Source organism: Leucothrix mucor DSM 2157 (genome assembly GCF_000419525.1).
GTDB lineage: Bacteria > Pseudomonadota > Gammaproteobacteria > Thiotrichales > Thiotrichaceae > Leucothrix > Leucothrix mucor.
The window spans coordinates 1,578,959-1,596,035 of record NZ_ATTE01000001.1 but is presented as its reverse complement, the minus strand read 5'-3'; the positions used below and the strand labels follow the sequence as shown (position 1 = coordinate 1,596,035).

Here is a 17,077-nt window from a genome sequence, read left to right as displayed (position 1 = left end):
CCAGCCAAGTTTGGCTTAAATCGCTGCACTGGCTTTTGGCTTGACAAAAACGCCACCGAGCGGCCATGCTGCGGGCATTATTAGAATCGGTTTAAAACCGCGATTTTTGGAGTCACACTTGGATTCAGTTTCACAAGTCGTGTTAGGTGCTGCAGCCTGCCACGCCGTTACCGGTAAAACGCTGGGGCGCAAATCACTTTACCTGGGCGCAGTGCTTGGTACCCTGCCCGATTTGGATGTATTTATTCAATACGGCAATGCGGTAAGCAACTTCACATATCATCGCGGCTTTAGCCATTCGCTATTGGTGCTAACGGCGGTTAGCCCGATTATTTGGTTTCTGCTACGGCGTTTTAATGCCTTTAAAAGTATTGATGGTGGGCGTCTGTTATTAGGCATTTGGCTGGCGCTGATTACGCATCCTTTATTAGATGGCTTTACGGTGTATGGCACTCAGCTATTTTGGCCGCTGCCCCGCGTGCCGGAATCCTGGGCCTCGGTGTTTATTATCGACCCGCTGTACACTGTGCCATTGTTAATCACTGGTTTGTGGGCTTTATTTAAGCGCCCTAAACTCGCCACGTTGAGCGTTGCTGGCTTGTGTATCAGTAGCGCCTATTTGGCTTGGAGCATGGGCGCAAAACATATGGTGGTGCAGCATATGCGCCAAGAGCTAGCCCGCCAGAACATTCCTTACCAGCAGATGAAAGTCACGCCTGAGCGCTATAACACGCTATTTTGGCGAGGCATTGTGATGGATAAAGAGAATTACTATGAGACGCGTGCCTCCGTGTTTCAACCCAGCGGCCCCTTGCGGTTTAATGCTTATCGCCATAATAAAGACTGGCTCAATAAACTCCCGAATAACTGGGCGGCGCATCGGCTGGCATGGTTTACCGGCGGCTTTTACCGCATGAGTGATCGCGAGAACATGATCGTTGTCAGCGACTTGCGCATGGGGTCGGAAGGCTTCTCCATTTTTGAGTTTGCCGTCGCCGACCGTAATGATTTACAAAAACCATTTTGGCCCAGAAACGCACCGCGCTAATGAACTCATTCAAATACGCCCATTAACCAATGATGACCGCCCATGACCTCAACTCAAATCACTAAAGACCAACGTGCCTTGCGGGCGGTTGCCATGCAGTTTTTTATAAATGGCGCAGTAACTGCTTCCTACATCCCGCGTTTGCCAGAGATTCGCGATCACTTGGGAGTGGATTTGACGACAATTGGGCAATTGCTGACGGCGGCCAGTGTGACTGGTTTGTTAGGTAGCTGGCTATCGAGTCGGGTTGTGCGCCAATTTGGTACGCGCACCACCATGATCTATGGCACGATTATGTTGATTATTCTGCTGCCATTGATCGCAGCCGCCTCATCGGTATGGATGCTGTTGATGGTGCTCTCAGCCATTATGCTGGTCGATGTGTTAGTGGATGTGGCGATGAATATTCAAGGCTCTAACCTGAGTAACCGACGTGCAATGCCAGTGATGAATCGACTGCATGGCTTGTGGAGTGTGGGCTCGGTGGTGGGCGGAATTATTGCCGCGACCATGGCCTCTTTCTTAATTCCATTGCAATGGCATTTGCTTGGGGCGGCGGCATTAATGGGCGGCGGTTTGATCTATATCGGTAGCGGACTACTAACATCAGATAAAGCAGTACCTATTGAGGATGGCGATGAAAACGCGGCCCCTACTCCATTTCGTGCGCCAGTGAGCTTATGGGTGTTTGCTATTTTAGGCGGAACGGCTTTTGTGCCGGAAATGGTGGGTAGTGACTGGTCGCCGTTTAGGCTTAAAGATGACTTGGAGACCACCGCAGGAATGGCCGGTATTGGTTATGTAGCATTCACGGTCGGCATGGTAATTGGTCGCTTATCCGGCGATTGGGTAGCCTCAAAAATGAGTAAAGCACGGTTGTTAAACTATGCAGTGATTATTGCCTTTTGTGGTTTGAGCATTGCTTGTTTAGTTGACTTTGTGCCATTGGTTTATGCGGCGCTGACCATGGCGGGTATTGGGATTTCGGTCTTGTTTCCATCGCTGTATGATGCCGCTGCGCAAGACCCACGCTCAGGGGCTGCACTTGGGGCAATGACCGCAGGCTCGCGCAGTATTGTACTGGTTGCACCACTCACGATTGGGCTGCTGGCGGATATGCCGGCCTTGTCAGTGGGCAGCGCCATGGCGATTATGGCATTGCCTTGCTTAGTGATTATTGGCTATTTGTATCGGCGGATTCACTAACAACTAAATAAGCCTAATCCCCGTTGACTCATAATTGCTTAGAGTCAACGGGGATTGAAGTGGCTGTTAGCCTTTACTCTTTCATTTCCGCTAATTGCTTCAGAATGCTTGTAAAGTTCTCAACACCCTGCGCACCACTCACCAAATGGCGTTGGTTAAATATCACAGCCGGTACGCTATTAATGCCCTGACCTTGCCAGAACTGCTCGGCTTCTCGCACCGCTTCTGCAAAGCGTTGATCTTCAAGTACAGCTAAAGCCGTTTCACGCTCTAACCCAATGCCAGCAGCGATATCGGCCAGTACCGCAATATCAGATAGGTTTTTATGCGCTTGGAAGTGTGCGGTAAATAATGCCTGCTTCAGTTCATGCTTTTTTCCTTGCTGATCAGCCCAGTGCAGCAGCTGATGTACATTGAAGGTATTGTGCATGCGCATTGTGTCACCAAAGCGGAACTCAAATCCTACGCTGGAACCTGCATCACTCAATCTCGCCACATTCTCATCAGACTGTGCCTTGGTTAAGCCATATTTTTCAACTAAATGCTCTTCCATATCCTGACCTTCAGGCGGCATGGCGGGATTTAGCTCAAACGGATGCCAGCGAATTTCATGTGGTGTACCGCTAGCCTCCAGCGCCTCTGCCAACTGCCGATAACCGACGATGCACCAGGGGCAAACCACATCCGATACGATGTCGATTTCGAGCGTCTTAGCTTGAGTGTTCATACTATTTCCTTATTGAATGGGGTTCGGCTGTCTCATTGGGGTATTCGATCGTTGAGACCTTGTTTAAACCGATTGATCTAAATTTAATTCATTTAAATTGATCCGTCAAAATACCCTTTAAAATATCAAACAACCCCTTAACAGCCAATCGTGCCAGCTAATCCTACTTCAGCTACCCGTGTGGCATGACGCGCTGCATCATAAAGCCAGACAAATGTGTCTTAACAGGAGCAACACTCATGAACGGAATCAAACCAGCGCTATATCTCGTTGCCAGCATGGGCGCTACTCAAGTGCAGGCAGAAGGCCCACCGCAGATCAAATTAGAACTGACTCAATTAACCAGCGCGCTGTGTACCGGTGCGCCTAGCGATGTTAATACTTTGCGCCCTGGTGACTGCATTACCTATCGCATCACCGTTGAGAATACTGGCGGACAAACTGCCCGTAATGTCGAGGTAACGGCTTTAATACCAGAGCACACTGAACTGTATCGTTCCATTCGTGATGTGCATAGCCGAGAGGCAATTGGTAGCGTGGTTGAGCATAAAGGAGATGGAACTAGTGTGCTTAAGGCTGCGATTGATGCCGTGCCAGCAGGTCAGGCAGGCAATATGGTATTGGAGTATTCGGTGAAAGTTATTTGATGCCTACTGCCTATTTGATTGGCAGTAGACATCATTTGAGCTAATATAAGTAAGGCTGGGATAATTACCTGCAAGCAAGCCCCGTAAGTGTCCTTAAGCAGCGTCCGCAAGCCATAGTTGTCACTCGCAAGCAGGCTAATAAGGCTAAGTTGGAGCCCTGCTAGCAAGTCATTTAACTAAATAAGGCTTGAGCACCATCTGCAACATACTGCACGGATAAGGCGGCCAGCAATACACCCAGCAAACGAGTTAGAATCATCTTGCCGGTATTACCAATGTATTTATCAAGAAGCTCAGCGGCCATTAGCGTTATCGCGGTCAACAATAGCAGCACGAAAATAACCGCCAGCAAAGTCACAATGCCCATCCAATGATGTTCAGTTGATGCGGCTGACATCTCCGAAGACAATAGAATAGTCGCTGAAATAGTCCCCGGCCCTGCCAGTAGTGGAATGGCTAATGGGAAGACTGAAATACTGGCAATGTGCTCTTTAACCGCCGACTTAGAGACTTCTTCCTTACGTTCCTGACGCTTTTCATAGATCATTTCAAACGCGGTATAAAACAGCAATAAACCACCCGCCACACGGAAAGCATCAATGGTAATTCCCATTGCATCCAGAATTGCGGTACCGGTAACCGCAAATAAGGTCAGAATCAGCAACGCCACAACACAGCCACGAATAGCGACCATGCGTCGATCCATCGAGGACATACCAATGGTCAGGCCCAAAAACAGAGGCGCATTACCAATGGGGTCAACGGTGACAAATAGCGTCACAAAAGCATTTAAAGTTACATCATACGAAAGCATAGTCACTCCAACCATCGGAAGTTTTCAATTCGCGAATATAAGCTTAATTGCCACGCTCTGCAAACGTCAGCCGGAACTCAGCACCAGGCTCACAATTAGCCACGCTGATCTTGCCCCCCATATTGCTAACCATCTGTTGTACCAGCGATAAACCAATACCTGTGCCAACCGTTTCGCGCGTTAGCTCACTCTCTGAGCGGTAAAAGAGCTGGAAGATTTTTTTCATCTGTGCTTTTTCAATACCGGGGCCGTAATCGCGTACCGTAAATTGCACGCTATGGTCACTGCCTTGCTGAGCGCTGATTGCGACTTTCTTGACTGGGGCTTTGGCGGAGAACTTAATCGCATTATCCACCAGATTAATCATAATCTGCGTTAGCCAATCAGCGTCCACCATAATGCTGGCGTCTTTCACTGCATCGACGCAATGTACTTCCAGTTCAAAGCCAGAGCGCTCGACCTGTGAGTTGATTTTGGATTCGATGGTGCGCAGCAGTTGACCCACATCCATTAACTGCAGCTCGGCTTGTTGCTCATTGCGAGTCATGCGTGCCAGCTGTAGTACATTGTTAATCAGTCGGGATAATCGCTCACTTTCATCAAAAATAAAGTCGTAATACGTCCGTTTTTTCTCTTCGCTAGCCCAGCCTTCGCGCAACAGTTCGCCATACATGCGGATGGAAGTGAGCGGTGTTTTTAGCTCATGGCTGACGGCTGAGACAAAGTCCTGCTGCTGGTTAGCGAGATTGATCTGTCCTAATCCCAAGCGATACAGCAGATAAAAACCGCCGCATAGCACAATGCCTAAGATAGCCGCTAACCACAGAATCACTTGTCCGCCCGGCCCTGCGGGTAATTGCGTCACGCTATACAGTAGCTGCATATCGCTTAATGGCGCTGACAGTCTTGTTTTATATAGCTGCTCACCGGTTAACTCCGCGCTACTGGATAAGTACCCCCGTAAGGACCGACCTGAAAATGCCGTTAGCACATTACCTTGATAAGCCACCAGCAAATCACTCATTTGTGAAAGTGCGGTAGCACGGAACTCGGTGTTAATGACTGAGCTTAAAAACGCCTCAGGCTCGATTAATAAGCCCTGCACATATTTCTGTCCGTTTAACCAGACTTTGCGATATAACACAAAATGGCCGCTAGCTAGCTGGCTAAACTCAAATGTATCGATTTCGCTCTCAAAAGTGAGAATGCGAGTGCTTTGAGGAGCGGCTTGTGTGCTGGACGCTGAGTCTGCGCTGACAATAGCACCTAGCGATGGCAATGTAGCAGCTTCGGGCAAGCTGTTTTGCTCCACTCGTGCACGCTTTGCCGGAGCCGACTTTGCTTGTCTGGCTTGGATATCAGCTTTGGAGGTTGCTTGTTTTTGTACGGGAAATATTTCCAGTCTTTCGGCAAGTGGCACAGGTGCTGCCTGCTGATAGTTTTGCTGGATATTTAGATCTTCTAAGCGCCCTAATTCGCTGGCTTGAGGCGCTAATTTAGACAAGCTTTTTAATTGGTCAAAAGCAATCTGTGGCTCTGCGGAATACTGGACAGCTTTGGATGACTGCCTTGCAAGGCTTTTTGATATAGGTGCAGCAACAGGTGCTTGGCTGCGCTCTTTCTTATCAACCCCCTCTTGCATCAATTCACGCTCATCCTCTGCTTCAAGCTCGGCCACGTCTGCAAACTCTGCCATTTCTTCAATACTATCTGATGACACATTATCCATACTGCTATCGGCTTCAATCATGCTCATTGACTGACCGGCTTGTATCGATTGGCTGGAAAGTTCGGGTTGCATTGATTGAGGAGATGACAATGAATCACCAGAGAATTTCGACACCCCAGCCATTCCGGACACATAGGGCTCTGCTGAATCACTCACCGAAGTCACTCCTTGTGAGCTTACGGAGCCCATTCTTTGCGAACTTAGAGAATCACTGGATTCATTATCCGGCTCATCAATATCTGCCAAGACTGTCTTTTGCAGTAACTGATTGGTCGCCAGAATATCCCGAATCTGATTTTGTAGTACTAACCGCTGCCCCAACTCCAGCTCAGAAATCCCATACTGGCTTGCATCGGCATCCGGCACTAATGGCGTTACCAGTTGACCGGCATTATCGACCTGAAAATAGCCCATCAAACCCGGTAACTCCGCAGCAACCGGAAACTCAGATAATGGCGAACGCTGCAAAAAGCCCGCCTTTACATCCCCTGCCACATTTAAAAAGGCGTAATCGGTAAATGGTCGCTGGTCTTCTTTACGAATTAACTCAGCAAAGCGGCTGTCAATCCGTACTGACAGCTCCTGCGCCATTTGCTGATGTTGGTGGAAAGCTTCCCACTTTAAACGACTATACGATTGCTGGATCAACACCACCGTTGGCACTAATAGCGCCACAAAAAACAGCAATAGCCAACGGCGTAGTTTTTTCTTATCCAGTGTTTTCAGAGTCTGCTTAAGCATAGCTTATGACTGGCTCAATAAACGATAACCAGCGCCACGCACAGTGACTAAAAACTCAGGCGATGAAGAGTCCGCCTCAATTTTTCGGCGCAGTTTTGCGACATGAATATCGACCGTGCGAGTCTCTAACGATAAATCATCCGCGTAGCCCCACACCTTATGCAGTAGCTCATCGCGTGAAACAGGTCGTTCGGAATGTGCTTGTAAATACTGTAACAGTGCAATCTCACGGCAAGTAAATGACAAGACTTCTTTGCCACGGGTGCCGGATAAATTCCGGCAGTCAATTTGTAAGCTTGGTGATAGCTCAATCACATCATTTACCGCGCTGGAAGCGGCGGTGCGACGCAACACGGCCTGCACCCGTAATACCAATTGCGCGACTGAAAACGGCTTAGAGACATAGTCATCCGCACCCAACGATAAGCCCTGAATAATATCCTCATCATTGCTTTTGGCGGTGAGCATAATAATGGCTTGGTCGCGACTTTTCTCCCGAATGCGATTGCAAATCTCAAAGCCATCAATACCCGGCAACATCACATCCAACAAGATTAAATCGAAGTCGCCACTCAATCCTTTGGCTAAGCCATCCGGCCCATTGTCTGCAAAATCAACGTGGTAGCCATGATACACAAACACATCAATCAGTCCCATGCGAATGGCGAGCTCGTCTTCTACGATCAGAATGCTGGCATCAGTTGACATGCGTGTGGTCCTTTTTAATCAGTACTCCAAGTGTAACAAGGCACACCCTGTGCGCTGTAAACTTTTTGTAAAAATTCCTGCTGCAGCTTTTACCAAACTGTGCCTGTTTGTAATTCCCTGCGCTTCGTAAACTGTGCATACAGTCAACCAGCGCTGCGAATAACTTCCAAAGATAGGAGCGCAGCACATGGCAACACCAGTAACCAGTAACCAAACAGCTCCCAGGAATTCATTATGAAAATCAAATTAATCGCCCTTAGCCTATTCGCCGCAACTGCTGGTGCCACCTTATTACCTGGCTTGCAAAGCGCAGTGGCAGAAGTCCCTCCGATGCCTAGACCAATCATCGCACCAGCGACTCCTCAGACCTCGCCAGCCATTTCAGACACCGATAGCATTGCACAGCAAGCGTCACAGAAACCGAAAATTGAAGTCGTATTTGTACTGGATACCACCGGCAGTATGAGTGGCTTAATCAATGCCGCTAAAGAAAAAATCTGGTCGATTGCCAGCACCATGGCGCAAGCGCAAACGGCTCCGGAAATCAAAATGGGGTTGGTAGCCTATCGCGACCGTGGCGATGCGTATATTACGCAAACCATTGACCTCTCGAAAGACCTGGATTCGATGTATGCCAAGCTGATGGACTTTCAAGCACGAGGCGGCGGAGATGGTCCTGAAAGTGTGAACCAAGCGCTGTATGATGCCGTACATAAAATGTCGTGGAATCAGGATAAGAATACATACAAAGTGGTGTTTTTAGTCGGCGATGCACCCGCACACATGGATTATCAGGATGATGTTAAATACCCTGAAACCGTTAAAATCGCAGGCGATAAAGGCATTGTGATTAACGCCATTCAAAGCGGCAATAACCGTGCAACCACGCAAAACTGGCAGCAAATTGCGAATTTGGGTCAAGGTAACTACTTTCAGGTCTCGCAATCTGGGAATGCGGTGGCGATTGCGACCCCATTTGATGCGGACTTGGCCAGATTATCCGCTGAATTAGATACCACCCGAGTCTACTACGGCAATGCGGAAGATAAGCGCAAACAGTCCGCTAAAGTCGCGGCCAGTAGCAAGCTTTATGTAGAATCTAGCACCGAATCTCAAGCGCGTCGGGCGGCATTTAATACCTCCTCTAGCGGTAAAGGAAACTTCCTAGGCGAGAAAGAGTTGGTGGAGGAAGTAATCAGCGGTAAGGCGGAATTAGCCGATATTTCAAGCGATGAATTGCCATCCGAAATGAAGGTGATGGCACCGGCAGCACAGCAGGAATTTATTAAAGAAAAGGCTGAAACACGTCAGCGTTTACAAAGTGAAATCCGTCAGCTTTCTGAGAAGCGAGATAGCTATCTGAAAGAGAAAGTTGCCGCCTCCGGAACGGCTAAAGACTCGCTGGATGTGCAAATCTTTGAAGCCATTCAGAAGCAGTCAGCAAGCATAGGCTTGGTTTACGATGCGAAAGATATGAAGTATTAATACGAGCTAAGTAAGCTGAGCTTTGAGCCGATTTGATCCTTCAAACGGGGCTGGTCACTGCTGATCAGCCTCTTTAAACCAATGCCGTGTGTGATTGGCAAAGTACACCAGCGACAACATTACCGGCACCTCAACCAAAACACCTACGACGGTTGCCAAAGCCGCACCGGAATGTAATCCAAATAATGAAATCGCCACGGCCACCGCTAGCTCAAAAAAATTGGAGGTACCAATCATGCAAGCAGGTGCAGCAATATTGTGTGGCAACTTCATCGCCTTCGCCGAGGCATACGCAATCGCAAAAATGCCATAGGTTTGGATCAGCAAAGGAATGGCAATCAGCACAATCGCCAATGGTTGATTAATAATGGTTTCAGCCTGAAAGCCGAACAGTAAAACAACCGTTCCCAGCAAGCCTACTATTGACCACGGCTTGGTCTTGGCGAGTAAGGCGGTAACCCGATCTTCGCCATGATTTTTCTGCAAATATCGACGAGTTAGCACACCTGCTAGCAGCGGCAATACCACATACAGAACCACCGATAACATCAGCGTTTCCCATGGCACGGCAATATCGCTGACGCCCAGTAAAAATGCGGTGATCGGTGCAAAGGCAAAGATCATAATAATGTCATTGACCGAGACTTGTACCAATGTGTAATTGGGATCGCCTTTGGTTAGCTGGCTCCAGACAAATACCATCGCGGTACACGGCGCGACTCCCAGTAATATCATGCCTGCGATGTATTCATTGGCGGTTTCAGGATCAACCAATGAGACAAAAAACACTTTAAAAAACAACCAACCCAAGGCCGCCATGGTGAATGGCTTGATTAGCCAATTGATCACCAGCGTTAGCACTAGCCCCTTAGGCTTTTTACCAATATCTTTAATGGCACTGAAATCAATTTGCACCATCATCGGATAAATCATCACCCAAATTAGGATGGCAACGATGAAATTGACATGCGCCCATTCAAAGCCTGCAATGACTTGGAAAAAGCCCGGAAATACATTACCCAACGCGACGCCAGCCAAAATACAGAGGCCAATCCAGACGGATAAGTAACGCTCAAAAATACCCATAACTCACTTCCTTGATCTTAACGATTTAACTACAGCAATTATTTACACGCTCAGGGCGATCGCCCATTTGCTTCAGGCGCTGTCGATTGATGTCGAGAAAACCGGTGTTGTGTGCGGTAGTTTCGGTTAATACAGAACGCGCCCATTCCGGTAGATTAGGATTGAGCCGATAAAATACCCACTGCCCTTGTCTGCGATCGACCAGCAGTTCGCATTGGCGCAGTTGGGCTAAATGGCGTGAGACCTTGGGTTGGCTCTCTTGTAAGGCTTCAGTGAGCTCGCAAACGCAAAGTTCATCTTCGTTGGTGATAAGGAGCAAACAGCGTAATCTGGTTTCATCTGCCAGACATTTGTAAAACTGAACAGGGTTCATTGGTCGACTCTAGTGTTTTTAGATAGCTAAAAATAATATACGGATAGCCGTATATAAGTAAGGCCTAGGGTATATGAAAAAACACATATGTAAAGTACGATTTCATCAGAACCGTATTGGGAGGTCGGTGCGGTGCGCGCTAGAGACATCAGGTTTTAGAAAGGCTTAACAGCACGTTCCGTCAATGCTAATCGTAATAATTCAAGCTGATGCTGACTAAAAACCTGAATGCCGTTCTCGCGTAATAAGGCCGTTGTCACCCCACTGCCCGTTTGTTTGGTCCCGTTGAACTCACCGTTGTAAATCTCTCCACTGCCACAAGAAGGACTGGACTCGGTTAGCACTGCAAATTGAATATCATGCGCCTGACATTGCGCCAACGCGAGTTTTGCACCGAATAAAAATTCGGCACTAAGATCCTTTCCATCGACAGAGTAAATTTTGGAGTGACCATCCAATACATCTTGCCCTGTGCCATTGCGTATTTCAGCGGGTGGTCGCGGCGTTGGCAAACCAGCAGATACTTCAGGGCAAAATGGGATGATCTGATAGTTATTAATTAACCAATCAAAGTCTGTATTGGCTTGCGTTAAGGCGTTGCCGTTGTAACGGACGTTATGGCCCAGTAAGCAGGCACTCACTAAAATTTTCATGGCTAATCTTGCCTATCTAAAGCAGAAACAGAGCACAGACTTTATCATAAGCCAGTGACATGCAGGCCTCAGTAATTAATACAAAAAACCAAATAAATGCAGCGGTATTTCTTGCTTGCCGCCATACAAAATATCGTCCTTCACCAGATAAGCAGCGCCTTCAATATCTCGAATTTGCTTGGTGGTTTTGCCCTTACCACCAACTTCAAAAATTACGCCATCCACTTCAAAGTCACCTACTTTGCTGTAATACACCTGATGCCCTGCATGCTTGAGCATTTTGATAAAAAATAACTCTCTGACCGTGCCTACCTGACTCGGTTGGCCGATTTCGTGGCTGATGGTTTGATATAGATTAGGATTATCCAGATAGATTTTTTCATTGGCTTTCAGAAGCTGGCTACCTGCACGATTATCCCGAATCAATTCAGCCAAGCCCGTTTCCTGCAAAATATGCAGATAGTGCTGTACCGTTTTATTATCCAAGCCAACATGCTTTGAAATATTATTCCGGCTCAATTCGCCCGGCTGTATGGTTGCCATATACGACAATAAGCGTTTGAAATACGGTAATTTATCCGTATTGAGTCGATAGTGATTGGCGATGTCTTCGTAGATAGTTTTATCAATCACCCGCAACAGCTTTTCTTGATAAGTATCCGTGCCTTCCAGAAAGAACGGGTAGTAGCCAGACTGTAGGTAGTCTTTAAAATAGCCACGCAACTTGGGTATTTCTGCCACCTGATTTTCCAATGTGCTTCGATCTGATAGCAACTGCTCCAGCCCTACCGGCTCTATTTCAGCAATACCCTGAAAACTCAGATACTCACGAAATGACATACCACCAAGTCGAAACAATACCCCGCGTCGCGATAAATCGTGGGTACCTTGAATCAGATCAATGCTGGAGCTACCGGAAAACACCACATAAACATCAGGATAGGAGTCATGAATATTTTTTAGAATTTGATTCCAATTAGGATGCTTATGGACTTCATCAAAAAAGAAGTAGCGACAACCCTGTACCTCGTACAGTTCATTCACAAAATCCAGCAGCGAATGATCAGAGAAATATAGATGATCCAGCGATACATAAATCACTTCATACTGTTGCTTACTCAGTCGCTCTTTAATGAACTGCAGCAACAAGGTTGTTTTCCCCGTTCCTCTGGCACCAATCAACCCTGTAAGCCGGTTCTTAATATTGAATGCGTCAAACAAGTAGCGGTGACGCGTTGTCTCAGTCGCATTCAAGAGTCGCTTGTGAATCGTGATGAGCTGATTGATTGACTGATTAGTCATTGGAATATAATCCTATATTTTTAATCATTATAAGGATTTCACTCCATAGATCAAAGTAAGATCATTAGGTGCGCTAAGTTTTCAGGTTTGTGGTCTTGAGTGCATAACTTTTAAAGTGGCATCATTAAAGTAATTTAAGACTCAATTCTTAAATTAAGTACTACACTTAGAGACCTGATAGCCTAAATCTAAGGACGGATCATGCTTAAACAGTCAACTCTTTTACTCGGCATCCTGAGCACAGGATTACTTTGTTCAACAGCACAAGCAGCTTGGACACTCAATAGCGAGCAGTCCAGCCTACATTTTGCTACGGTTAAAAACGCAACCGTTTCAGAAGTACACCATTTTAAAACACTCAGCGGTGCAATCAGCGATGATGGCAAAGCCAGCCTAACGATCAAACTGGACAGCGTGGATACGGCCAACCCGATTCGCGATGAGCGCATGCAAAAGCAGCTATTTGAAACAGAAAAGCACCCAGATGCCAGCTTCAATATAGACTTAGGCAGCGAAGCTGTTAAATCCGGTGCGCAAACCATCGTTGGCACGCTAAGCCTGCATGGCGTTGAGAAAGAAGTTTCTACTCAAGTATTTGTCGAGCAGGATGATAAACAGATCACCGTATCGAGCCTGGCCCCTGTTGTGATTGCTGCGCCTGATTATGGCTTGGATGGTGGTGCAGAGGTGCTACGCGAATTAGCCGCGTTAACCTCAATCAATGTCACTGTTCCTGCCAGCTTCAGACTGGTTTACGACAAACAATAAACCTGTATTGAGCACGCCCCTGTAAGCCTTAACCTCCTCCATTATTGGGGGAGGTTTTTTTATGCACATCGTTATGGCAAATCTCGCGATGCTCCGTATTCTGTGTGCTGCGTTTCACCAATGCCGTCCACACCCTGCACTTCTGCATGCAATACTTAGCTGAGTTCCTCCATATCCCACACATGGCTTAATGAGTTAGTCGCTGCGCCCACAGAAATAATCATATATAACAAAGAGTCAGAGTCGCTGCGATTGATAATACGATGGTTTTGATCGGCTTGATAATAGGCGGTATCACCCTGCTCCAACTGCACAATATCCGCGCCCGAAACCACTTCAACGGAGCCACTATGCACGGTGATAATTTCACGCGTTCCCCGAAAATGTGGCTTGCTGTTAAGTTGCGCTGAGGGTGGCAAAGTTACCCGATAAAACTCGGTCGCATCCATACTAGGCGAGGTCAGCATTTGCACTTGGCCATTTTGATCATCGCGCATTACATTCGTCGGATCATTCCCGCGCACGACTTCAATGGTTGGCTGTGTCCAAGGCTCTTCAACCAGCTCTGAGATTGAGATATTCAATGCCTGTGCAATGCGACAAGCCACTGCCAAAGTCGGGTTGGCTTTACCGCGCTCTATCTGGCTTAACATCGAGCGACTAACGCCAGATTGATCGGCCAGTTGATCCAATGTCCAGTGCAGCTTTTTGCGGCATTTTTTAAGGCGTTCAGCCAAGGTATTCAAGTTCGGGTCGGACATGCAGGATCTCATCAAAGATTAAAATTCCATTATATCATATTTTTTTCTTGCATCACGCCAGAAACAAATGACACTATATTGGAAATATTTCCACTGTGAGGAATAGTGATGAAAGCCCTAGTCAAAAGCAAAGCCGAAACCGGCCTATGGATGCAGCAAGTTGAAATGCCTAAAATTGGTATCAACGACGTGCTAGTCAAAGTACACCGCACCGCCATCTGCGGCACCGATATGCACATTTACAATTGGGACGAATGGGCGCAAAAAACCATTCCTGTCCCAATGACCGTAGGCCATGAGTTTGTTGGCGAAATCGTGGATGTTGGCTCCAATGTGGTGGACTTTTTCTCCGGCCAATTAGTCTCTGGCGAAGGCCATGTGGTCTGTGGGCGCTGCCGTAATTGCATGGCAGGTAAGCGTCACTTCTGCCCAAATACCTCCGGCATCGGTGTTAATCGCACGGGCGCATTTGCGGAATACATTGCCCTACCCATGGCAAATATCTGGCTGCATCGTCCAAATATCGACAAGGATATTGCTGCGATTTTTGACCCATTTGGTAACGCCACGCACACGGCTTTGCAATGGCCACTGTTAGGTGAAGATGTACTGATTACCGGTGCTGGCCCAATTGGTAGTATGGCCGCAGCAGTCGCTAAACACGCTGGCGCACGTCATGTCGTGATTACTGATGTGAACCCTTATCGCCTTGAGCTAGCGGGTAAGCTGGGTGCAACGCGCTTAGTGAATATCGCTGAAGAAAACTTAGGTGATGTGCAGCGTGAGCTTGGTATGGTGGAAGGCTTTGATGTGGGGCTGGAAATGTCCGGCAACCCGCAAGCGCTGAATGACATGATCAATAATATGAATCATGGCGGCAAAATTTCACTACTCGGCATTCCTTCCGGCGAGGTGAAAATCGACTGGAATAAAGTGATTTTCAGCATGCTTACCATCAAAGGCATCTATGGTCGTGAGATGTACGATACGTGGTACAAAATGTCGATGATGGTCGAAACCGGGCTGGATTTAAGCCCGGTCATCACTCATCGTCTGCACTACAGCGAATTTCAACAAGGCTTCGACGCAATGCTTAGCGGTCAAGCCGGTAAAGTCATTCTGAACTGGGAAGATTAATTATGGATACCAACACACGCGCTTTTTACGCAGAACAACTCGACGGCATTCGCGCCGCGGGTTTATTTAAAAATGAACGAATAATTACTGGTCCGCAGAACGCCAGTGTGGCGCTGGCAGATGGCAAGGAATTGCTAAACCTGTGCGCTAACAACTACCTGGGGCTGGCCCAGCATCCGGAAGTAAATGCGGCGGCCAAACAAGGTCTGGAAGATCATGGTTATGGCATGGCTTCAGTGCGCTTTATTTGTGGCACACAAGATATTCATAAGCAGCTGGAAGCTCAGATTACGGAGTTTCTAGGCACTGAAGATACCATTTTGTATCCTTCTTGCTTTGATGCCAATGGCGGTTTATTTGAAACAATTTTGGGCGCTGAAGATGCGGTGATTTCCGATGCGCTGAACCATGCCAGTATTATTGATGGTGTACGCTTGAGTAAAGCCAAACGGTATCGCTACAGCAATAGCGATATGGCCGAGCTGGAAGCTTGCCTAAAACAAGCGGATGCCGATGGCGCAAGGATTAAACTGATCACCACCGATGGTGTGTTTTCCATGGATGGCTACATCGCCAAGCTGGATCAGATTTGTGACCTGGCCGATAAATATGGTGCGATGGTGCATGTTGATGATTGCCATGCTACCGGCTTTGTGGGTGACAATGGTCGCGGCAGCCACGAACACTGCGGTGTGATTGGGCGTATTGATATTTTAACCGGCACTTTAGGGAAAGCCCTTGGCGGCGCAAGTGGCGGCTATACCAGTGCGCGGGCTGAAATTGTAGAGCTGCTGCGTCAGCGTTCACGCCCTTATCTATTCTCCAATACTGTTGCGCCACCGGTGGTTGCCGGAGCTATTAAAGCGTTAGAGCTAGCCAGCGAGTCATCAGAGGCGCGTAATAAATTGCGTGAGAACACTCGCTATTACCGTGATGCGTTACAGAAAATTGGGCTGGATATTTTACCAGGTGAACACCCGATCGTGCCGGTCATGCTTTACGATGCGAAAATTGCGGCGGAGTTTGCCGAGCGTATGTTGGCACATGGCGTGTATGTGATTGCCTTCTCATTTCCGGTCGTGCCGGATGGCAAAGCGCGGATTCGTACGCAGGTTTCAGCGGGTCATAGTCGTGAGGATTTAGAGCGAGCGATTGAGGCATTCGCAGCGGTAAAAGAAGAAATGAAGCTGGGTTAAAGCTAGTCCACCACAGTGGTTTCAGTCTGGTACAAATAGACCAGACTGAAACTAGAATTTCCTTCAAAATTACCGAATCGACATCATCAAAAAGCCAGTAAACGCCGCATTGCTCGAACTCAACTTCGGATCACACTCATCCCTCATCGAGTCTAAAAACGCGCTATAATCCCGATAAAATTCATACGACGGCCGCGGCTTGTAAACCAACTCCTGATCCATTTCAAAATACTTCAAAATAGACTTAGTGGTATTCGGCTTAATAAACCAACGCTCAGTCGGTGCATAATAAAACGGCAGCGCACTAATCATTGACCAGCGCGCTAACTTTAACGGAATCAATATTTCCAAAAACTGATTAAAGCCTTGCTCTTCATCCCCATGCAACATCGCCTGTAACGCATCAACCGTCACCTCACGCTCGACAGGCGACAAGGAACCAATCGCATCGCGAAACTTCGGTTTATCAAACATTGAAATCATTGAAGAGCGCGACATGATCTGAATCATGCTTTGAATGATGGATTCTGGCTTGCCAAATTGCATCTCATCAAAGGCTTCTTGCGCCTGATCGGAGAGCTTGCCAACATTATGCTTCTTAATGATTTTCAGCATTTCAGGGTCTTCAAAGCCATCAGGAAACCGTGCAAAGAAGTCTCCCTGAAGCTCAAACAGCTTTTCTATATTCATTCCATG

At 47.5% G+C, this 17,077-nt stretch carries 17 protein-coding genes; 7 read left to right on the top strand and 10 right to left on the bottom strand.

Going from position 1 to position 17,077, the window contains the following annotated elements; all coding sequences use genetic code 11:
* The first annotated feature begins 118 nt into the window (after positions 1 to 118).
* A complete protein-coding gene (locus tag LEUMU_RS25045; protein WP_040504224.1) occupies positions 119 to 1,048 on the top strand; it encodes a metal-dependent hydrolase in 930 nt (309 codons plus the stop codon).
* Positions 1,049 to 1,090: 42 nt separating this feature from the next.
* On the top strand, positions 1,091 to 2,254 hold the full coding sequence (locus tag LEUMU_RS0107090) for an MFS transporter (protein WP_022951583.1): 1,164 nt from the start codon (positions 1,091 to 1,093) through the stop codon (positions 2,252 to 2,254).
* A 73-nt stretch (positions 2,255 to 2,327) separates the two neighbouring features.
* Here LEUMU_RS0107090 and LEUMU_RS0107085 read toward each other — a convergent pair whose 3' ends face one another.
* On the bottom strand, positions 2,328 to 2,981 hold the full coding sequence (locus LEUMU_RS0107085) for a DsbA family oxidoreductase (protein WP_022951582.1): 654 nt from the start codon (positions 2,979 to 2,981) through the stop codon (positions 2,328 to 2,330).
* Between the two features lie 239 nt (positions 2,982 to 3,220).
* Here LEUMU_RS0107085 and LEUMU_RS0107080 point away from each other — a divergent pair, with 239 nt between their 5' ends.
* The gene (locus tag LEUMU_RS0107080; RefSeq protein WP_022951581.1) at positions 3,221 to 3,628 is read left to right on the top strand and encodes a DUF11 domain-containing protein; all 408 of its coding nucleotides are present in this window, start codon (positions 3,221 to 3,223) and stop codon (positions 3,626 to 3,628) included.
* 172 nt (positions 3,629 to 3,800) lie between these two features.
* Here the strand turns inward: LEUMU_RS0107080 and LEUMU_RS0107075 are convergent, their stop codons facing one another.
* The 3 genes from LEUMU_RS0107075 to LEUMU_RS0107065 are packed head-to-tail and all read right to left on the bottom strand — an operon-like array spanning position 3,801 to position 7,620.
* A complete protein-coding gene (locus LEUMU_RS0107075; RefSeq protein WP_022951580.1) occupies positions 3,801 to 4,442 on the bottom strand; it encodes a MarC family protein in 642 nt (213 codons plus the stop codon).
* A 43-nt stretch (positions 4,443 to 4,485) separates the two neighbouring features.
* On the bottom strand, positions 4,486 to 6,912 hold the full coding sequence (locus tag LEUMU_RS0107070; protein ID WP_022951579.1) for a sensor histidine kinase: 2,427 nt from the start codon (positions 6,910 to 6,912) through the stop codon (positions 4,486 to 4,488).
* A gap of 3 nt (positions 6,913 to 6,915) precedes the next feature.
* On the bottom strand, positions 6,916 to 7,620 hold the full coding sequence (locus LEUMU_RS0107065; protein WP_022951578.1) for a response regulator transcription factor: 705 nt from the start codon (positions 7,618 to 7,620) through the stop codon (positions 6,916 to 6,918).
* Between the two features lie 234 nt (positions 7,621 to 7,854).
* Here LEUMU_RS0107065 and LEUMU_RS0107060 point away from each other — a divergent pair, with 234 nt between their 5' ends.
* Entirely contained in the window at positions 7,855 to 9,105 is a 1,251-nt protein-coding gene (locus LEUMU_RS0107060) for a vWA domain-containing protein (RefSeq protein ID WP_022951576.1), read from the top strand.
* A gap of 54 nt (positions 9,106 to 9,159) precedes the next feature.
* On the opposite strand, the gene arsB is transcribed toward LEUMU_RS0107060, so the two are convergent.
* The 4 genes from arsB to LEUMU_RS0107040 all read right to left on the bottom strand — a co-directional run bounded on the left by arsB (position 9,160) and on the right by LEUMU_RS0107040 (position 12,519).
* A complete protein-coding gene (gene arsB / locus LEUMU_RS0107055) occupies positions 9,160 to 10,191 on the bottom strand; it encodes an ACR3 family arsenite efflux transporter (RefSeq protein ID WP_022951575.1) in 1,032 nt (343 codons plus the stop codon).
* Positions 10,192 to 10,216: 25 nt separating this feature from the next.
* Complete coding sequence (locus LEUMU_RS0107050) at positions 10,217 to 10,564, bottom strand: metalloregulator ArsR/SmtB family transcription factor (RefSeq protein WP_022951574.1); 348 nt, start codon at positions 10,562 to 10,564, stop codon at positions 10,217 to 10,219.
* A 155-nt stretch (positions 10,565 to 10,719) separates the two neighbouring features.
* Complete coding sequence (locus tag LEUMU_RS25040) at positions 10,720 to 11,217, bottom strand: 2-thiouracil desulfurase family protein (protein WP_022951573.1); 498 nt, start codon at positions 11,215 to 11,217, stop codon at positions 10,720 to 10,722.
* A gap of 75 nt (positions 11,218 to 11,292) precedes the next feature.
* Entirely contained in the window at positions 11,293 to 12,519 is a 1,227-nt protein-coding gene (locus tag LEUMU_RS0107040; RefSeq protein WP_022951572.1) for an ATP-binding protein, read from the bottom strand.
* Between the two features lie 201 nt (positions 12,520 to 12,720).
* Here LEUMU_RS0107040 and LEUMU_RS0107035 point away from each other — a divergent pair, with 201 nt between their 5' ends.
* Positions 12,721 to 13,287 (top strand): YceI family protein, encoded by a 567-nt coding sequence (locus tag LEUMU_RS0107035; protein ID WP_022951571.1) that lies wholly within the window; start codon positions 12,721 to 12,723, stop codon positions 13,285 to 13,287.
* Positions 13,288 to 13,442: 155 nt separating this feature from the next.
* On the opposite strand, the gene LEUMU_RS25035 is transcribed toward LEUMU_RS0107035, so the two are convergent.
* Positions 13,443 to 14,048 (bottom strand): helix-turn-helix domain-containing protein, encoded by a 606-nt coding sequence (locus tag LEUMU_RS25035; protein WP_022951570.1) that lies wholly within the window; start codon positions 14,046 to 14,048, stop codon positions 13,443 to 13,445.
* Between the two features lie 108 nt (positions 14,049 to 14,156).
* Between LEUMU_RS25035 and tdh the strand changes: the two genes are divergently transcribed.
* Together tdh and kbl are read left to right on the top strand one after the other, a co-directional pair.
* A complete protein-coding gene (tdh, locus tag LEUMU_RS0107025; RefSeq protein WP_022951569.1) occupies positions 14,157 to 15,185 on the top strand; it encodes an L-threonine 3-dehydrogenase in 1,029 nt (342 codons plus the stop codon).
* A 2-nt stretch (positions 15,186 to 15,187) separates the two neighbouring features.
* The gene (gene kbl, locus LEUMU_RS0107020; RefSeq protein ID WP_022951568.1) at positions 15,188 to 16,381 is read left to right on the top strand and encodes a glycine C-acetyltransferase; all 1,194 of its coding nucleotides are present in this window, start codon (positions 15,188 to 15,190) and stop codon (positions 16,379 to 16,381) included.
* A 69-nt stretch (positions 16,382 to 16,450) separates the two neighbouring features.
* Here the strand turns inward: kbl and LEUMU_RS0107015 are convergent, their stop codons facing one another.
* Positions 16,451 to 17,071, bottom strand: a complete 621-nt coding sequence (locus LEUMU_RS0107015; protein WP_022951567.1) for a hypothetical protein — start codon at positions 17,069 to 17,071, stop codon at positions 16,451 to 16,453.
* Between the last annotated feature and the right edge of the window lie 6 nt (positions 17,072 to 17,077).

Bases quoted from the DNA above. Each gene is read 5' to 3' on its own strand.
- LEUMU_RS0107090 (WP_022951583.1), top strand. From the start codon at position 1,091: ATGACCTCAACTCAAATCACTAAAGACCAACGTGCCTTGCGGGCGGTT.
- kbl (WP_022951568.1), top strand. From the start codon at position 15,188: ATGGATACCAACACACGCGCTTTTTACGCAGAACAACTCGACGGCATT.
- LEUMU_RS0107040 (WP_022951572.1), bottom strand. From the start codon at position 12,519: ATGACTAATCAGTCAATCAATCAGCTCATCACGATTCACAAGCGACTC.
- LEUMU_RS0107015 (WP_022951567.1), bottom strand. From the start codon at position 17,071: ATGAATATAGAAAAGCTGTTTGAGCTTCAGGGAGACTTCTTTGCACGG.
- LEUMU_RS0107035 (WP_022951571.1), top strand. From the start codon at position 12,721: ATGCTTAAACAGTCAACTCTTTTACTCGGCATCCTGAGCACAGGATTA.
- LEUMU_RS25040 (WP_022951573.1), bottom strand. From the start codon at position 11,217: ATGAAAATTTTAGTGAGTGCCTGCTTACTGGGCCATAACGTCCGTTAC.
- arsB (WP_022951575.1), bottom strand. From the start codon at position 10,191: ATGGGTATTTTTGAGCGTTACTTATCCGTCTGGATTGGCCTCTGTATT.
- LEUMU_RS0107075 (WP_022951580.1), bottom strand. From the start codon at position 4,442: ATGCTTTCGTATGATGTAACTTTAAATGCTTTTGTGACGCTATTTGTC.
- LEUMU_RS0107080 (WP_022951581.1), top strand. From the start codon at position 3,221: ATGAACGGAATCAAACCAGCGCTATATCTCGTTGCCAGCATGGGCGCT.
- LEUMU_RS0107085 (WP_022951582.1), bottom strand. From the start codon at position 2,981: ATGAACACTCAAGCTAAGACGCTCGAAATCGACATCGTATCGGATGTG.
- LEUMU_RS0107050 (WP_022951574.1), bottom strand. From the start codon at position 10,564: ATGAACCCTGTTCAGTTTTACAAATGTCTGGCAGATGAAACCAGATTA.
- LEUMU_RS25035 (WP_022951570.1), bottom strand. From the start codon at position 14,048: ATGTCCGACCCGAACTTGAATACCTTGGCTGAACGCCTTAAAAAATGC.
- LEUMU_RS0107070 (WP_022951579.1), bottom strand. From the start codon at position 6,912: ATGCTTAAGCAGACTCTGAAAACACTGGATAAGAAAAAACTACGCCGT.
- LEUMU_RS0107060 (WP_022951576.1), top strand. From the start codon at position 7,855: ATGAAAATCAAATTAATCGCCCTTAGCCTATTCGCCGCAACTGCTGGT.
- LEUMU_RS0107065 (WP_022951578.1), bottom strand. From the start codon at position 7,620: ATGTCAACTGATGCCAGCATTCTGATCGTAGAAGACGAGCTCGCCATT.
- tdh (WP_022951569.1), top strand. From the start codon at position 14,157: ATGAAAGCCCTAGTCAAAAGCAAAGCCGAAACCGGCCTATGGATGCAG.